This is a genomic window from Nocardioides jejuensis, assembly GCF_004337475.1.
GTDB lineage: Bacteria > Actinomycetota > Actinomycetes > Propionibacteriales > Nocardioidaceae > Nocardioides > Nocardioides jejuensis.
In genome coordinates this window covers 22,113-37,728 of sequence record NZ_SJZJ01000017.1, presented here as the reverse complement: position 1 = coordinate 37,728, position 15,616 = coordinate 22,113, and the positions used below count along the sequence as shown (strand labels likewise).

The window sequence follows — 15,616 nt, the reverse complement described above, 5'->3', positions numbered from 1 at the left end:
GATGGCTACCTCGGGATCCAGCGAGCTGCTGTTGATGCTGCTCGCGGACGCGCGCCTTCCGGTCGCCGGCCACACCCAGTCCGGTGGGCTGGAGCCGGCGGTGGCGGACGGCCTGCGGGACGTGCCGGGATACGTCCGCACCCGGCTGACCACGGTCACGCGGGTCGATGCTGCGGCCGGAGTCGTGGCGCTGCACCACCTGCGCCAGGCGCTGCCGCTCGGCGCGGTGGAGGCGGCCTGGGCAGCCCGCACGCCGAGCCTGGCCATGCGGCGTACCTCGCGGGCACAGGGGAAGGCGCTGCTGCGTCTCGCCGTACGGCTCTGGCCGGACGCTCCCGCGGTAGCGGCAGTCGCTGCGCTGGACAGCCCCTCTCGTCCCGCCGTCCTCGCATCCTGTGCAGCGGTGACCGGCCTGGGGCCGCGCTCCCTCGCCCGACTGGTCGGTTACGACGACGTGCAGACCGTGGCCTCTGCCGCGCTGAAGCTGCTCCCGCTCGATCCGGCCGACGTTGCCTGCTGGGTGCACGACGCACTGCCGGAGGTGGAGGCCATGGCCGAGGGCGTGGCCGGCCTGACCAGCCCCGACGACATCCCCGCTGCGGGGGCTCCGCAGCTCGAAGCGTGGGCTGAGGCCCACGCCCGCACCACGAGGAGACTGTTCAGTGCGTGATCCGTTTGCTTCCTCCCTCGGCTGCGCTCCGCGCGCCCTCCGGGTCGGCGTCTGTGGTCCGGTCGGCACCGGCAAGAGCAGCCTGATCGCGCTGCTCTGTCGCGAGCTCGCCGCCGATCTCGAGCTGGCCGTGGTGACCAACGACATCTACACCGACGAGGATGCCCGGATGCTTCGTGCAGCGGGTGTGCTCGACCCCGACCGGATCCGCGCGGTGGAGACCGGGGCGTGTCCGCACACCGCCATCCGGGACGACATCACCGCGAACCTGATCGCCGCGGAGGAGCTCGAGGCCGACTACGAGGACCTCGACGTCGTGATGATCGAGTCGGGTGGAGACAACCTGACCGCGACCTTCTCCCCCGCGCTGGTGGACGTGCAGATCTTCGTTCTCGACATCGCCGGTGGCGGCGACGTGGCCCGCAAGGGCGGCCCCGGCATCGAGCGCGCCGACCTGCTGATCGTCAACAAGACCGACCTCGCGCCGTACGTCGGCGTCGACCGGGACCAGATGGTCACCGATGCCCGCGCGGCGCGCTCGGGACGCCCGGTGATCGCGCTCTCCCGGACGGATCGCGCGTCGATCGACGAGCTCACCGCATGGGTCCGCCACCAGCTGGTGCACCACCGTGACGGTGTGCTCGTGCCCCAGGACCCGGGGCCGATGGCGCCCCACAGTCATGGGGACCATGTCCACGTCCACTGACCTGGTCAGCACCACCCTGGTCCGGGTGGCGTGCGACGGGGAGCGGGTCCGGGTCGAGCTCTCCTCGCACGCGCCCTCGGCGGCGCCTCAGGTCCGACCGATGCTGCTCGCGAGCGATGCCGCAGGAGCACGGGTCGCGCTCGTGCCGGACGGGGCCCTGCTGCTTGCCGACGACCACGTGAGGATCGTGGTCGAGGTCGGTGCCGGTGCGGCGCTGGAGCTCGTCGAGCCTGGCGGCACCGTCGCGTACGACATGGACGGGCGGTCGGCCCGCTGGGACGTTCACGCGACCGTCTCCGAGGGCGCGAGCCTCCTCTGGCACGGCGAGCCCTTCGTGGTCAGCGCCGGTGCCCGGGTCCGGCGTACGACGCGCGTGGTGGCTGCTGAGGAGGCACGGGTCGCGATCCGTGAGGTGCTCGTCCTGGGACGTCACGGTGAGGTGCCGGGCCTGCTGGAGCAGCACACCGCGTGTGTGCGACCGGACGGTCACCCGGTGCTGATCGAGGCCCTGGAGGTTGACGCGGCGCGCTGCCAGGCATGGCTCGGCGGTCGTCCGGTCGTGGCATCCGTGATGACGCTCGGACTGGATCCGCAGGAGCCGGCGTCATCCACCGTGCGGTTCGACCTTGAGGAGGGCGGTCACGTCTATCGAGCGTGCGCCGGCTCGGCACACGAGGCCGCGGATCATGGCCTCTGGGATCAGGTGGCCCGGGCGATCCGCTCCCGGACCTCGAACTCCATGCCCACGGCCTCGGCGAGGTAGACGTCCTGATCGACCAGGTTGCCGTCGAGGCGCAGCAGACCCCGTGGGCTCGCGTAGGCATGGCCCGTCTGCATCGCCTCGACCGCCGTGACGTCGAGGCTCCCGCACACGTCGGCGACGCGCTCGAGGAAGTGGATCGCCTCGTAGCAGGACTCGCCGACCGCGTTGAGGACCGGTGCCCACGCGCCGAAGCGTGCGTAGTACGCCGAAGCGAGGTTCGAGCCTGCAGCGGTCGGGTGCCCGTCGAAGTACGCCGCGGCGGCGAACAGGCCGCGGTGGGAGTCGGCGCCGCCCGCGAGCAGGGTGTTCTCCTCCACTGCCGGGCTCAGCCGTACCAGTCGATCGTCCAGACCGGAGCGCGCGAACTGCCGGTTGAAGTGCACCGCGTCCTGGCCCATCAGCAGCATCATGACTCCGTCGACGGCGCCGCCCTCGAGTTCGCGCAGCACACTGCGGAAGTCGCGCGTCCCGAGTGGCACATAGGTCTCGCTGACGATCGAGGACGGTCCGCCGTCGAGTGCGAGGCGCGCCGTCGCGCCCGTGACGCGCGGGAAGACGTAGTCGTTGCCGATCACGGCCCAGCGCCCAGCCCCGAGTTGCTCACGCATCCAGTGCGCTGCCGGCAGCAACTGGTTGATCGGTCGCTCGCCGAGCATGAAGACGCCCGGTGTGTCGTCACGGCCCTCGTGCATCGCGGCGTACGCATAGACGACCCGGCCACCGATCTTGCGGGTGATCGCCTGGCGTACGGCGGAGATGTGCCAGCCAGCGACCGCCTCGACGTGCCCTCCAACGACAAGGCGCTCGACCTCGGCGGCGACGATCTCGGGATCGCGGCCACCGTCGACGATGGTCAGCTCCACCTGACGACCGAGGATCCCGCGGCCCGCATTGAGCTGCTCGACAGCCAGCTGGCCGGCGGCAAGGCACGAGGGGCCGTAGATGCCGGTCGGCCCCTGGAGTGGCACGACGAACGCGATGGGCAGCGTCGTGCGACGGTGTGTCGCGCGCGATGACTCGGTCGTCATGGTGCCTCCGGAACTGGGGCCGTGGCGCCTAGGATATCGGCATGAGTGACCTGTCGACCGGGTTCGGGCCCGGGCTGGACACCGACGCCCCGGCGCGGGGCGCCGGGCTGTCACTCCTGCTGAAGCACGCGGAGCAGGCCGTACGGCTGCGCCTGCAGCCCGTCCTCGACGAGCACGGCCTCACCTACGACCACTGGCGAATCCTCGCCGTCCTCGAGCTGCACCCTGGGCTGACGATGAGCACGATCGCGGATGCCGCCGTCGTGCCGGCAGCCACGCTGACCCGCCTCGTGGATCGGCTGACCGAGATCGCTCTCGTCGTCCGCCGGATCGATCGTGCAGACAAGCGCCGTGCCCTGGTGGCGCTCTCGCCCCGGGGCACGGATGTCGCGGCTGCGCTGCGGGTCGTCGAGGACAGGGTGTCTGCGGAGGTGGCCGCCGCGCTCGGTGCCGACCGCGCGGAGGCACTGCACCGTGACCTCGCAGTGCTGGCGCACGTCGTCGACGCCTGACCGCAACCAGCGTCGAGACCCGGGGTTCGGGCGGGTCAGTCGTCCTCGCCGAGCGTCGAGAACGCCACCACACCCCGGCGCATCCGGGCGCCGGCCTCGCGGGCAACCGTCCGCATCGCGCCGTCCCCCGTGGCGGCGGCGACCTGGTCGGTGAGGTCGAGGAGCTGCTTGGTCCAGCGCACGAAGTCGCCGGCAGCGAGGCCGGTATCGCGGAGGACGTCGTCAAGCTCGTCTCCCTCGGCCCAGCGCCAGGTAGCCCAGGCGAACCCGAGATCGGGCTCGCGCAGGAAGTCCAGGCGGTGCTCCTTCTCCACGACGTCGAGCTTCGCCCAGAGGTGGACCATCTCGCCCACGACGTCCTTCACGATGCCGCCCGGCAGGCGGGGCGCTGCGGAGTCGTCGGCCCGTCGGCCCTCGAAGACGAGGATCGACAGGACCGCTGCGAGCTCGGATGCGTCGAGCTCGTCCCACAGGCCTGCGCGGAGGCACTCGGCCGCCACGAGGTCCATCTCGGTGTGGATGCGCATCAGGTGCCGGCCCTCGTCGGTGACGACGGTGGTGCCGTCCTGCTCGGCGAGGTAGCCCAGGCTCGACAGCACGTCACAGACGCGGTCGAACTGGCGCGCGATCGTGTTGGTCCGCGACTCGATCCGTCGCTGCAGGGTGTCGGAGTCGCGCTGCAGCTTGAACCACCGCTCCGCCCAGCGGGCGTGGTCCTCGCGGTCGTCACAGCCGTGGCACGGGTGCTGCTTCAGCTGACGTCGCAGCGCGTCGGCCTCGTCCAGCGCGCCACCGCGCTGCTGCCCGCCCCGGGCCCGCGGACCGGGGTGCTCCCGGTGCTCGTCAGGGAACCCGAAGACGGTCTTCTCACGCAGCGCCGAGGCCAGGTCTCGCCGCTGCTGCGGGTTGCGCCCGCTGAACCCCTTGGGGATCCGCAGCTTCGCCAGGGGTGCCACCGGGACCTGGAAGTCGATCAGCGCCAGGCGACGCGCCTGGCGGTCGAGCGTCACGACGTACGGCCGCGGGCCTTCGGGAGACATGCCGGGGTCGATGATCACGGCGTAGCCGGCGAACTTGCCGTTGGGCACCCGGATGACGTCGCCGGGGCGGAGCTTCCCGAGCGCGGCGACGACCTCGTCGCGGCGGTCACTGCGCCGGTCACGAGCCGCCGACTTCTCGACGTCAGAGATGCGGCGGCGGAGGGCGGCGTACTCCATGAAGTCGCCGAGGTGGCAGGTCGCCGCCTCCTTGTAGCCCTCCAGCGCGTCCTCGGCCTTGCGGTGCTGGCGGGCCAGGCCCACGACCGCCTTGTCGGCCTGGAACTGCGCGAACGACGCCTCGAGCAGCTCGCGGGCCCGCTCGCGACCGACCTGGTTCACCAGGTTGACGGCCATGTTGTAGCTGGGCCGGAACGACGACCGGAGCGGGTAGGTGCGGGTCGAGGCGAGGCCGGCGAGCTCCTTGGGGTTGGTGCCCGGCTGCCACAGCACCACGCCGTGGCCCTCGACGTCGAGGCCGCGACGACCGGCACGACCGGTCAGCTGGGTGTACTCCCCCGGCGTGATGTCGGCGTGCGTCTCGCCGTTCCACTTGGTGAGCTTCTCGATGACGACGGTGCGGGCCGGCATGTTGATGCCAAGCGCCAGCGTCTCCGTCGCGAAGACCACCTTGCAGAGGCCCCGCTGGAAGAGCTCCTCCACACACTCCTTGAACGTCGGCAGCATGCCGGCGTGGTGCGCGGCGACGCCACGCGTCAGGCCGTCGAGGAACTCGTGATAGCCCAGCACCTGGAGGTCGTCAGCAGGCAGGTGGCGGACCTTGCCCTCGACGTACGCGAAGATCTCGTCGCGCTCCTCGGGGCTGGTCAGCCGCAGGTTGGCATCCAGGCACTGCTGCACGGCCGCGTCGCAGCCGACCCGGCTGAAGATGAACGTGATCGCGGGCAGCAGGCCGTCGCGGTCGAGGCGCTCGATGACCTCGACGCGGCTCGGGATCCAGACGCGGCGGCCGTTGCCGACGTTCTTCTGGCCGGGCCTGCCCTGGTTGCCCTGCCGCTTGTCGCGCGGCGTACGCCGGTCGCGGGTGCGGCTCGAGGCCCAGTCGTCACGCGCGACCCTCATCAGCTGCGGGTTGACCGGCGCGCCCTCGCGGACGAAACCGGCCTTGGCGTCGACGTCGGAGTCGGCGAAGAGGTCGTGCAGGTGGCGGCCGACCATGACGTGCTGGAAGAGCGGCACGGGCCGCCTCTCCTCGACGATCGTGGTGACCTCGTCGCGCACCGTGTTGAGCCACTCGCCGAACTCCTCGGCGTTGGAGACCGTCGCGGAGAGCGCCACCAGCGCCACCGAATCCGGCAGGTGGATGATCACCTCTTCCCACACGGCGCCACGCGAGCGGTCCGCCAGGTAGTGGACCTCGTCCATGACGACGTGGCTGAGACCCATGAGCGTGCGGGACCCGGCGTACAGCATGTTGCGGAGGACCTCGGTCGTCATGACGACGATCGGCGCCTCGCTGTTGACGCTGTTGTCGCCCGTGAGCAGGCCGACCTTGTCGGGCCCGTAGCGCTCGACGAGGTCGTGGAACTTCTGGTTGCTCAGCGCCTTGATCGGGGCGGTGTAGAAGCACTTGCGGCCCTGCGTCAGCGCGAGGTGGATCGCGAACTCGCCGACGATGGTCTTGCCGGACCCCGTCGGCGCCGCCACGAGCACACCACGACCCTGCTCGAGCTCGTGGGCAGCCCGGACCTGGAAGTCGTCCAGCGGGAAGTCGTAGAGCGAGGCGAACTCCGCGAAGACCGGGAACTCCTGGCGCTGGCGGAAGGCGGCGTACTGCTCGGACGGAGAGGTCACACGACGACCCTAGTCCGCAGCAGGATCAGATGATCGACGCCTCGTCGGGCGAAAGGTTCGCGTTCGGCCGACGAGCCGCGCGCCGGTTGTCGTTGATCCGGGCGATCACCTCGGAGATGAGGAAGAGGATCACCATCGGCACGGCCATGGCGGTCATCGTGAACGGGTCCGTCGACGGCGTTGCGACCGCGGCGAACACGAAGACGCCCACGATCATCCACCGTCGGTAGGCGCCGAGGGTCTTGCCCTTCACGACGCCGGCAAGGTTCAGCAGTACGACGAAGACGGGAATGTCGAACGAGATGCCGAACAGCATCAGGGTCCGGCTGAAGAACGTGATGTAGTCGTTGAACTCGAGAAGGTTCGTCACGCCGTGTGGGTTGAAACCGATCAGCACCTCGAGGCCCTTCGGCAGCGTGAGGTAGCCGAGGACGACACCGGCGAGGAACAGCGGGCCGGCGACGACGACGAAGACGGCCGTCCACTTCTTCTCGTGACGGTGCAGACCGGGGAGAACGAAGGCCCAGACCTGGTAGAGCCAGAGCGGGCTGGTGAAGAGGCTCGTCGCGATGCTGCTGAGCTTCAGGTAGAGCATCAGACCCGCGCCGGGGCCCTGGGTGATCGGGATCGTTCGCTTCTGTCCGAGTGCGACGCGGGCCTGCTGATACGGGTCGTTGATCAGCGCGTAGATCTGGTCGAAGAAGAACAACGAGATCGCGAAGCCGACGATCCAGATGAGAGCGATCTTCAGTACGCGCGCGCGGAACTCACGGAAGTGGTCCGACAGATGCATCCGGCCGTCAGCACCGACCGGGTGCATGGGCGCACCCGACAGCAGCCGGACGAATCCGGAACCGATCATGGGTGGGCCTCAGCGGGTCTCTTCGGGCTTGTCGTCGTTGACGACCTCGCCCTCGACCGTGCTCTTGCCCTTGTCGCCGTCACGCAGGCCCTTGGTCTCGGACTTGAAGATGCGGAGCGCCTGACCACTGCTGCGCGCGAGGTCCGGGAGCTTGGCCGCACCGAACACGAGAATGACGATCGCCAGAATGACGAGCCATTCGGCGCCCTCAGGCATACCGAGCAGGGGGTTGAGCATGATCACCTCTTGGAGAAGTACGGGTGTCCCGAGCAAGTGCCTGAATCGTACGCCTCAGGTGTACAGCGCCCGGACGTCGGCCACGCTGGAGCGGTACGCCGCGGCGTACGCGTCGGGGCCGAGGACGCTCACGTGCGGTGTGAGCCGGAGCAGCAAACGGCGCAGCCATGCCTCGTCGGCAACCCGCAGGGTCACCTCGAGCGAGCCGTCGGGTCCTTCGGCACGGGACTCGACCGGGTAGTACTCGGCAGCCCACCGGGCCGGCGGAGCGAGCCTGAGTGAGACCAGCGGCAGGTCGGCAGCCGGCCGGAAGATGCCCTCCGAGAGGTCAAGCGGGTCGAGGTCGTGCACGCCCGCAGGAGCGTCGAGCACCTCGATCTCGAGCATCCGGTCCAGTCGGAAGGAGCGTCGGTCATCCGCACGGTGGCACCAGGCGTCGAGGTAGTCGACTCCCCCACCGGTGACGACGCCGAGCGGGTCGACGACGCGCTCGGTGACCTCGTCACGCGACGCGACCAGGTAGCGCAGTCGTACCTGGCGGCCCGCAGCGACAGCGCCTTCGAGGGTGGACCGCGTGGCGGACCTCGGGCCCGGCTGCACGGAGACCGACGCCACGGGAGCGGCGCCGACGGCTTCCTCGATCTTCGCGACGGCGCGGTCGATGGAGGGCAGCACCTCCTCGCCGGCGCTGCTCCGCAGCGTCTGGAGCGCCACCAGTAGCGCGGACGCCTCGGCGCGGCTGAGCCGCAGCGGTGCGGCGAGGTAGTCGGCGTTGGCGATCCGGATCATGCCGTCGCCGCCGGGCTCGAGGGCGTCGAGGTCGACCTCGATGAGGTCGCCGGGAAGCCAGCCCGGCCAGCCGCAGAAGATCAGGACGCGAAGGTCGGTGACCAGCTGGGCAGCGGTGACACCGAGGAGCGCAGCTGCCTCGTCGACGTGGATCTCTCCCCGCCGACGGATGAGCGGCACCAGCGCGAGCAGCCGGCCGACCTGGTCCTTCGCGGAGCTCATGCCGACTCCCCCGCGGCGGCCGCATCCAGGCGGCGTACGACGTCGGCGACGAGTGCCTCGGGCGATTCCGCGCGAACGGCGGCGCCGTGGGCGAGCACCTCGTCCGCGAGCCACGTGAGCGAGGAGACGGTCAAGGCGACGCGGTCCCATGCCGAGTGGCCGTCAGGTCCGGTCACGCCGGACTCGACCACCGTGCCGGTACGCCGCAGCGCGGCGCCACTGCCCTGACGCACGAGGAGCGTGGCTGCTTCCGTGCGTGGCCCGGGTCCTAGCCGTCGTGTGAGGGCGCGCAGATCGACACCGGCCGGCACGTCGTACGCGCCGGGGCGACCGACCTTGCTGATCCGGCTCCGGATGCGCGACAGACGGAACATGCGCTCTGCCTCACGGTCGAGGTCTCGGCCCACGACGTACCACCGGCCGGAGGTCGACACGAGGCCCCAGGGCTCGATGGTGCGCTTCGTCGGCGCGCTCGCGCCGACCCGCTGGTGCTCGAAGCTGACCCGCTGACGATCGAGCGTTGCCTGCCAGAGCGCGTCGAACGACGGCTCCTCGGCGCTGATCTCCGGGGCCAGGACGTCGAGCCGCTCGCGGTCGACCTCGACCCCGGCCGCAGCCAGCTTGGCGAGGGCGTCACTGGTGTGCGCGGCCAGACCGGCGTGGCGCCAGACCCGCGTGGCGAGGCCGAGCACCGCCGCCTCGTCCGCCGTCAGCTCGATGCCGGGCAGCGCGAACTCGTCCGCCGGGATCCGGTAGCCGGGCTCGTCCTCGAAGAAGCCGTCGACGAACCCCGTCTCGACAGGTACGCCGAGCGCGCGCAGCTCGCCCTTGTCGCGCTCGAACATCCGCTCAAACGCCTCGTCGGACGCATCGCGGTAGTCGTCGATGAGCGCGCGGATACGCGCCTTGCCGACGTACCGGCGCTGCACGAGCAGCAGGATCAGGAGGTTGAGCAGCCGCTCACTCTTCTGCACGGAACCCCCGTTGCCGCGTCAGGAAGCGCTGACGATGTCCATGACGAAGACGAGAGCCTCGTTCGGCTTGATCGAGGGCTCGCGTCCCTGCGCGCCGTAGCCGAGGTCGCTCGGGATGACCAGCTCGATGCGGCTGCCGACCTTGGTGCCGACCAGACCGAGGTCCCACCCCTTGATGACACCACCCTGGCCGACGGTGACCGGGATCGGCTTCTTGCCCTTGCTGAAGGTCTCGTCGAACACCTTCGAGGAGCCGTAGACACTGCCGAGGTAACGCACCGTGACGGCCTGGCCCGCCTTGATCGGGTCGCCCGTGCCCGGCTTGAGGGTGGCGCGCAGGAGGTCCGTCGACGGCTTCTTGGGGGACGCGGTGAAGTCGAAGCCGGCCGGGACGCCGCCACCCTTGCCGAAGAGCTTCGGGACGGCCGAGCGGTCGACGTCCTTGACGCCGACCTTGCTCATCACGTCGAGGACCCAGACGGTCGTGTCCTTGTTGCCGATATTGAGGTCCGGGTTGCCACCGTTGGGGCCGAACGCGTCCTTGGGCGCCGCGATGACCTCGATGCGCGCACCGACCTTCTGGCCCTTGAGCGCCTTCTCGAGGGCGGGCAGGGTCGAGGAGTTCACGTCGATCGGCGTCGGCGACTGGCCCTTGTCGTAGGAGCTGATCGCCTTCTCGCCCGTGTAGCCGTTGCCGAGATACATGTTCAGCGTGAGCGAGTCACCCTCGGCGATCGTGTCGCCGGTGCCCTTGTGGAGGACCTTGACCTCGGTCTTGTCGCGGACGACCTTGCCGTCGTACTTCACCGTCGGCTGGGAGCCAAACGCACCGCTCACCTTCACCGAACCGGTGTCGTGGGAGTCGGTGCCACCACAGGCCGCGAGGCCCATGGTCGAGAGAGCGAGGACGGTGGAGGTGACGACGAGGCGGCGCACGGGTTCCCCTTGCAGGTGCTGGATCTATGTCGCGCGCAGCCTAGCCAACGCGTCTGAGCAGCGCCTGAACGGACTCACATCCCGTCGATGAGCCGCTGCACCCGCTCGTCGACGGCACGGAACGGGTCCTTGCACAGGACGGTGCGCTGGGCCTGGTCGTTGAGCTTGAGGTGCACCCAGTCGACGGTGAAGTCGCGGTGCCGCTCCTGCGCCGCCTTGATGAAGTCGCCGCGTAGCCGTGCCCGCGTGTCCTGGGGCGGCACGGACTTGGCCCGGAAGACGGCGAGGTCGTCGGTCACCCGGGCGACCGCCCCGCGACGATCGAGCAGGTAGTAGAGACCGCGGTCGCGCCGGATGTCGTGGTAGGCGAGGTCGAGCTGCGCGATGCGTGCGTGCCCGAGCGGCAGCTCGTGCTTGGCCCGATAGCGCTCGATCAGCTTCCACTTGATCACCCAGTCGATCTCGCGGTCGACGAGCGAGAAGTCACCGGACTCCACTGCCTTCAGGCCGCGCTCCCAGAGGTCGAGGGTGCGGTCGATGACCGGCGTACGAAGGTCACGGCGGTCGACGAAGTCGCGGGCCCGCGTGAGGTACTCCAGCTGGATCTCGAGCGCGCTCGCTTCGCGCCCGTTGGCGAGCCGCACCTTCTTGCGGCCGGTCATGTCGTGGGCGATCTCGCGGATCGCGCGGATTGGGTTCTCCATGGTCATGTCGCGCATCACGACGCCGGCCTCGATCATCCGCAGCACGAGGTCGCAGCTGGCGACCTTCAGCATGGTCGTCGTCTCCGACATGTTCGAGTCGCCCACGATGACGTGCAGGCGGCGGTAGCGCTCGGCGTCCGCGTGCGGCTCGTCGCGGGTGTTGATGATCGGGCGACTCCGGGTCGTCGCCGAGGAGACGCCCTCCCAGATGTGCTCGGCCCGCTGGCTCACGGAGTACGACGCACCCCGCGGCGTCTGGATGATCTTGCCCGCGCCGACGATGATCTGGCGCGTCACGAGGAACGGGATCAGGACGTCGGCGAGCCGGCTGAACTCGCCCTGCCTGCTGACCAGGTAGTTCTCGTGGCAGCCGTAGGAGTTTCCGGCGGAGTCGGTGTTGTTCTTGAACAGGTAGATGTCGCCGGCGATCCCCTCCTCATGGAGGCGGTTCTCGGCGTCGATCAGCAGGCCCTCGAGGATTCGCTCCCCTGCCTTGTCGTGCGCGACGAGCTCCGCAACGTCGTCGCACTCGGGGGTGGCGTACTCCGGGTGGCTGCCCACGTCGAGGTAGAGGCGGGCGCCGTTGCGCAGGAAGACATTGCTGCTGCGACCCCAGCTCACGACCTTGCGGAAGAGGTAGCGCGCGACCTCGTCAGGACTCAGGCGACGCTGCCCGTGAAAGGTGCAGGTCACGCCGTACTCGTTCTCGATCCCGAAGATCCTCCGGTCCATGGCCCGACACTAGACCCGTGCTGGTGCCCAGACCCGCGCTACCGATCAGTACGACCTTCGCGGGTCGCAAAAAAGGGCTCTACTGATCGGTAGCGCGCAGTGCCTCAGGCAGGTGGCGCGGGCGGCGGCGTGGCGGGACCGACCGGAGGGATCACCTGGGTCGCGTCGTCCGGCCCGCTCGGCCCGCTCGGCTCGCCGGTCAGCGGGTTCTCGAGCGGAGGTACGCCGCCGCCCGCGAGGTCGGTCGGGTCGCTGACATCGTCGGCCGGGATCGCCTCGGCGCCACGGCCCGCGTCGCTGTCCTCATCGTGGGGGCCGTCCGGCTGCTCCGGGCCGCGCAGGCCGAGCAGGCCGGTGAGCTGCTGGCCCCGGATCCGCTTGAACTTGCGCGGCTGCGTGCGCGTCCGGTCGAGGACCGCCACCTCAAGGTCCTCATCGGGCACGACCCGGTCCGCGCTGTCGGAGTGCCCGAGCGCGGCGACAGCGAGCCGCAGGGCGGCGGCGAGGTCCGCACCGGGCACGTAGCGCTCCTGGAGGTACGCCGCGACCACGTCCGCAGCACCGCCCATCACGGCGAAGCCCTGCTCGTCGGCGACCTGGCCGTCGTACGTCAGGCGGTACAGCTGGTCGCCGCCCACGGCGTCGCCGATCTCCGCGACGAAGAGCTCCACCTCATAGGGCTTCTCCCCTCCGCTGCTGAAGATCGTGCCGAGGGTCTGCGCATAGGCGTTCGCGAGCGCGCGCCCCGTGACGTCCCGGCGGTCGTAGGCGTAGCCGCGCATGTCGGCCAGCCGGACGCCGGCGATCCGGAGGTTCTCGAACTCGTTGTAGCGACCGACCGCGGCGAACGCGATCCGGTCGTAGATCTCGGAGACCTTGTGCAGCGCCTGGCTGGGGTTCTCCGACACGAAGAGCACGCCGTCGGCGTACTGCACGGCGATGACGGAGCGACCGCGGGCGATGCCCTTGCGCGCGAAGTCCGCGCGGTCCTTCATCATCTGCTCGGGGGTGACGTACATGCCCGGCATGCTCATCGGCGGGGGCCTTCCAGCTCGGCGGCAGGTCCATCGGGGCGGCGCATCCGCCCGTCGATCACGCGGTCGGCAATGGTCGCGACGTCCTCGTCGGCCATCCGGTGCCCGCCGTCAGCGGTGATCACCTGGACGACCGGGAAGATCCGGCGCGTGACGTCGGGACCACCGGTGGCCGAGTCGTCGTCGGCGGCGTCGTAGAGCGCCTCCACGACCGCCTGGACGGTCGCATCTGCGGAGAGGTCATCCCGGTAGAGCTTCTTCAGCGAGCCGCGGGCGAAGAGCGAGCCCGACCCGACCGAGTGGAACGCCGTCTCCTCGTAGCGGCCGCCGGTGACGTCGTACGAGAAGATCCGGCCGATGCCTGCGTCCAGGTCGAAGCCGGCGAAGAGCGGAACGACGGCCAGGCCCTGCATCGCCAGACCGAGGTTGCCCCGGATCAACGCAGCGAGGCGGTTGGACTTGCCGTCCATGGAGAGCGTCGAGCCCTCGATCTTCTCGTAGTGCTCGAGCTCGGTCTGGAAGAGACGGACCATCTCGACCGCAAGCCCGGCGGTGCCGGCGATGCCGACGCACGAGTACTCATCAGCCGGGAAGACCTTCTCGATGTCGCGCTGGGCGATGATGTTGCCCATGGTCGCGCGCCGGTCGCCGGCCATGACGACGCCGCCGCTGAAGGTCGCCGCCACGATCGTGGTGCCGTGCGGAGCGAGGTCCGCGGCGCTGCCGAGGCCGGTCACGCGTGAGCTCGGGAGCAGGTCGGGCTGGTGGGCACTCAGGAAGTCCGCGAACGACGAGGTGCCGGGCGCCATGAAGGACGCCGGCAGGCCGACGAACGACCCTGCCGCGCCGCCCAGGGCGCTCATTCGCCGCCCTTCTGGATGAACGACTTCACGAAGTCCTCGGCGTTGGACTCGAGCACTCCGTCGATCTCGTCGAGGATCGCGTCGATGTCCTCGTCGAGCTGCTCCTTGCGCTCGGCGACGGTCTCGTCAGGAGTCACCTCGTCGACCTCTTCGACCGACTCCTCCGCAGACTTCTTGGGGTGCTTCTGCTCCTGGGCCATGACTCGACACTAGCCGGATCAGCGGGTCAGTTCACGGAACAATTGCTCAGCAGTTTCGCAACGATCAAGCAGCGCCTCGACGTGGTGGCGCGTGCCGCGCAGCGGATCGAGTGTCGGGATCCGGTGGAGCGTGTCGTGACCGGGCAGATCGAGGATCACCGAGTCCCACGAAGCGGCCGCGATGCCGTCGCCGTAGCGCTCCAGGCACTTGCCGCGGAACCATGCCCGGGTGTCCTCGGGCGGCTCGTGCATGGCGCGATCGACGCTGGCCGGATCGATGAGGGTCGCCATCCGGCCGAGTGACACGAGGCGGTGGTAGAGCCCCTTCTCGGGCCGGATGTCGGCGTACTGCAGGTCGATGGCGTGGAGCTTGTGATCGGCCCAGTCCAGGCCGTCGCGGTCGCGGTAGGACTGGAGCAGCTGGAGCTTTGCGACCCAGTCGAGCTCGCGTGCGCAGAGCATCGGGTCGCGCTCGAGGCGGTCGAGGACTGACTCCCAGCGATGGAGCACGTCGCGGGTCTGGGCGTCGGCATCCACGCCATAGCGGTCCTCGACGTACTTCTTGGCGAGGTCGAGGTACTCCAGCTGGAGCTGCACGGCGGTCAGCCGCCGACCGTCCTTGAGAGGCACGGCCAGCGTGCAGGTCGGGTCGTGGCTGATCGCGCGCAGGCTCGCGATCGGCGTGGCCAGCGCCAGGTCGCGGTCGATGAAGCCGTCCTCGATCATGGCCAGGACCAGCGACGTCGTACCGAGCTTGAGGTACGTCGAGGTCTCGGCGAGGTTGGCGTCGCCGATGATCACGTGCAGCCGCCGGTAGATCGCCGGATCGGCGTGCGGCTCGTCGCGCGTGTTGATGATGGGACGCTTCAGCGTCGTCTCGAGACCTACCTCGACCTCGAAGAAGTCCGAGCGCTGGGTGATCTGGAAGCCGTCGCCCGCGCCGTCCTGGCCGATGCCGACGCGCCCGGCCCCGCAGACCACCTGCCGGCTGACGAGGAACGGCGTCAGGTGGCGCACGATCGTCGCGAATGGCGTCGAACGTCGCATGAGGTAGTTCTCGTGGGCGCCGTAGGAGGCGCCCTTGTTGTCGGTGTTGTTCTTGTAGAGCTGGATCGGGGCGGTGCCGGGCACCTGGGCAGCGAGCCGCGACGCCTCGAGCATCACCTGCTCCCCCGCCCGGTCCCACCGGACGACGTCGAGCGGGTTGGTGCACTCGGGCGTGGAGTACTCCGGGTGGGCGTGGTCGACGTACAGGCGCGCGCCGTTGGTGAGGATGACGTTGGCGAGCCCGAGGTCCTCATCGGTCAGCTGACTGGCGTCCGCGGTGGCGCGCGACATGTCGAAGCCGCGTGCATCGCGCAGCGGCGATTCCTCCTCGAAGTCCCAGCGTGCCCGCCGGGCGCGCAGGGTTGCCGAGGCGTACGCGTTGACGATCTGCGACGAGGCCTGCATCGGATTGGCGTTGGGCTGCCCGGTGACCGAGATGCCGTACTCGACCTCCGTGCCCATCACGCGTACGACGCTCATCGCGC

The 15,616-nt window shown here is 69.8% G+C and carries 16 protein-coding genes; 4 read left to right on the top strand and 12 right to left on the bottom strand.

The genetic code is table 11. The features are described 5' to 3' along the window. Position 1 precedes the first annotated feature (1 nt). Genes EPD65_RS10940 through EPD65_RS10930 form a run of 3 tightly spaced genes read left to right on the top strand, consistent with a single transcriptional unit; the run spans position 2 to position 2,139 of the window. A complete protein-coding gene (locus tag EPD65_RS10940) occupies positions 2-670 on the top strand; it encodes an urease accessory protein UreF (RefSeq protein ID WP_207891513.1) in 669 nt (222 codons plus the stop codon). Next, the gene (gene ureG / locus EPD65_RS10935; RefSeq protein ID WP_131584064.1) at positions 663-1,376 is read left to right on the top strand and encodes an urease accessory protein UreG; all 714 of its coding nucleotides are present in this window, start codon (positions 663-665) and stop codon (positions 1,374-1,376) included. The genes EPD65_RS10940 and ureG overlap by 8 nt, the downstream gene beginning before the upstream one ends. After that, the gene (locus EPD65_RS10930) at positions 1,360-2,139 is read left to right on the top strand and encodes an urease accessory protein UreD (RefSeq protein ID WP_165872974.1); all 780 of its coding nucleotides are present in this window, start codon (positions 1,360-1,362) and stop codon (positions 2,137-2,139) included. The genes ureG and EPD65_RS10930 overlap by 17 nt, the downstream gene beginning before the upstream one ends. Here the strand turns inward: EPD65_RS10930 and EPD65_RS10925 are convergent. Next, positions 2,076-3,167, bottom strand: coding sequence for a substrate-binding domain-containing protein (locus tag EPD65_RS10925; protein WP_131584060.1), 1,092 nt, complete (start codon positions 3,165-3,167; stop codon positions 2,076-2,078). The genes EPD65_RS10930 and EPD65_RS10925 overlap by 64 nt on opposite strands. Before the next feature lie 41 nt (positions 3,168-3,208). Between EPD65_RS10925 and EPD65_RS10920 the strand changes: the two genes are divergently transcribed. Next, entirely contained in the window at positions 3,209-3,679 is a 471-nt protein-coding gene (locus tag EPD65_RS10920; RefSeq protein ID WP_131584058.1) for a MarR family winged helix-turn-helix transcriptional regulator, read from the top strand. A 35-nt stretch (positions 3,680-3,714) separates the two neighbouring features. Here EPD65_RS10920 and EPD65_RS10915 read toward each other — a convergent pair whose 3' ends face one another. The 11 genes from EPD65_RS10915 to dop form a co-directional block, all read right to left on the bottom strand. After that, the gene (locus EPD65_RS10915; protein ID WP_131584056.1) at positions 3,715-6,531 is read right to left on the bottom strand and encodes a DEAD/DEAH box helicase; all 2,817 of its coding nucleotides are present in this window, start codon (positions 6,529-6,531) and stop codon (positions 3,715-3,717) included. A gap of 25 nt (positions 6,532-6,556) precedes the next feature. Beyond that, a complete protein-coding gene (gene tatC, locus EPD65_RS10910; RefSeq protein WP_131584054.1) occupies positions 6,557-7,393 on the bottom strand; it encodes a twin-arginine translocase subunit TatC in 837 nt (278 codons plus the stop codon). 9 nt (positions 7,394-7,402) lie between these two features. Further along, positions 7,403-7,630, bottom strand: a complete 228-nt coding sequence (gene tatA / locus EPD65_RS10905) for a twin-arginine translocase TatA/TatE family subunit (protein WP_131584052.1) — start codon at positions 7,628-7,630, stop codon at positions 7,403-7,405. Between the two features lie 54 nt (positions 7,631-7,684). After that, the gene (locus EPD65_RS10900; protein WP_131584050.1) at positions 7,685-8,641 is read right to left on the bottom strand and encodes a helix-turn-helix transcriptional regulator; all 957 of its coding nucleotides are present in this window, start codon (positions 8,639-8,641) and stop codon (positions 7,685-7,687) included. Next, the gene (locus EPD65_RS10895) at positions 8,638-9,615 is read right to left on the bottom strand and encodes a helix-turn-helix transcriptional regulator (protein WP_131584048.1); all 978 of its coding nucleotides are present in this window, start codon (positions 9,613-9,615) and stop codon (positions 8,638-8,640) included. Before EPD65_RS10895 ends, EPD65_RS10900 begins: the two co-directional genes overlap by 4 nt. A gap of 18 nt (positions 9,616-9,633) precedes the next feature. Continuing rightward, positions 9,634-10,551 carry an FKBP-type peptidyl-prolyl cis-trans isomerase gene (locus tag EPD65_RS10890; RefSeq protein ID WP_131584046.1) on the bottom strand — a complete coding sequence of 306 codons (918 nt, stop codon included), beginning with the start codon at positions 10,549-10,551 and terminating at the stop codon, positions 9,634-9,636. A 74-nt stretch (positions 10,552-10,625) separates the two neighbouring features. After that, positions 10,626-11,987 carry a Pup--protein ligase gene (gene pafA / locus EPD65_RS10885; RefSeq protein ID WP_131584044.1) on the bottom strand — a complete coding sequence of 454 codons (1,362 nt, stop codon included), beginning with the start codon at positions 11,985-11,987 and terminating at the stop codon, positions 10,626-10,628. Positions 11,988-12,091: 104 nt separating this feature from the next. Next, positions 12,092-13,021: a proteasome subunit alpha gene (gene prcA / locus EPD65_RS10880; RefSeq protein WP_131584042.1), complete on the bottom strand. Its 930-nt coding sequence runs from the start codon at positions 13,019-13,021 to the stop codon at positions 12,092-12,094. Then, on the bottom strand, positions 13,018-13,884 hold the full coding sequence (gene prcB / locus EPD65_RS10875) for a proteasome subunit beta (protein WP_131584040.1): 867 nt from the start codon (positions 13,882-13,884) through the stop codon (positions 13,018-13,020). Before prcB ends, prcA begins: the two co-directional genes overlap by 4 nt. Beyond that, positions 13,881-14,084, bottom strand: coding sequence for a ubiquitin-like protein Pup (locus EPD65_RS10870; RefSeq protein ID WP_131584038.1), 204 nt, complete (start codon positions 14,082-14,084; stop codon positions 13,881-13,883). The genes prcB and EPD65_RS10870 overlap by 4 nt, the downstream gene beginning before the upstream one ends. Before the next feature lie 18 nt (positions 14,085-14,102). Then, the gene (gene dop, locus EPD65_RS10865; RefSeq protein WP_131584036.1) at positions 14,103-15,611 is read right to left on the bottom strand and encodes a depupylase/deamidase Dop; all 1,509 of its coding nucleotides are present in this window, start codon (positions 15,609-15,611) and stop codon (positions 14,103-14,105) included. Positions 15,612-15,616 lie beyond the last annotated feature (5 nt).

Bases quoted from the DNA above. Each gene is read 5' to 3' on its own strand.
- EPD65_RS10940 (WP_207891513.1), top strand. From the start codon at position 2: ATGGCTACCTCGGGATCCAGCGAGCTGCTGTTGATGCTGCTCGCGGAC.
- EPD65_RS10900 (WP_131584050.1), bottom strand. From the start codon at position 8,641: ATGAGCTCCGCGAAGGACCAGGTCGGCCGGCTGCTCGCGCTGGTGCCG.
- dop (WP_131584036.1), bottom strand. From the start codon at position 15,611: ATGAGCGTCGTACGCGTGATGGGCACGGAGGTCGAGTACGGCATCTCG.
- EPD65_RS10925 (WP_131584060.1), bottom strand. From the start codon at position 3,167: ATGACGACCGAGTCATCGCGCGCGACACACCGTCGCACGACGCTGCCC.
- tatA (WP_131584052.1), bottom strand. From the start codon at position 7,630: ATGCTCAACCCCCTGCTCGGTATGCCTGAGGGCGCCGAATGGCTCGTC.
- prcB (WP_131584040.1), bottom strand. From the start codon at position 13,884: ATGAGCGCCCTGGGCGGCGCGGCAGGGTCGTTCGTCGGCCTGCCGGCG.
- EPD65_RS10930 (WP_165872974.1), top strand. From the start codon at position 1,360: ATGTCCACGTCCACTGACCTGGTCAGCACCACCCTGGTCCGGGTGGCG.
- tatC (WP_131584054.1), bottom strand. From the start codon at position 7,393: ATGATCGGTTCCGGATTCGTCCGGCTGCTGTCGGGTGCGCCCATGCAC.
- EPD65_RS10920 (WP_131584058.1), top strand. From the start codon at position 3,209: ATGAGTGACCTGTCGACCGGGTTCGGGCCCGGGCTGGACACCGACGCC.
- prcA (WP_131584042.1), bottom strand. From the start codon at position 13,021: ATGAGCATGCCGGGCATGTACGTCACCCCCGAGCAGATGATGAAGGAC.
- pafA (WP_131584044.1), bottom strand. From the start codon at position 11,987: ATGGACCGGAGGATCTTCGGGATCGAGAACGAGTACGGCGTGACCTGC.
- EPD65_RS10870 (WP_131584038.1), bottom strand. From the start codon at position 14,084: ATGGCCCAGGAGCAGAAGCACCCCAAGAAGTCTGCGGAGGAGTCGGTC.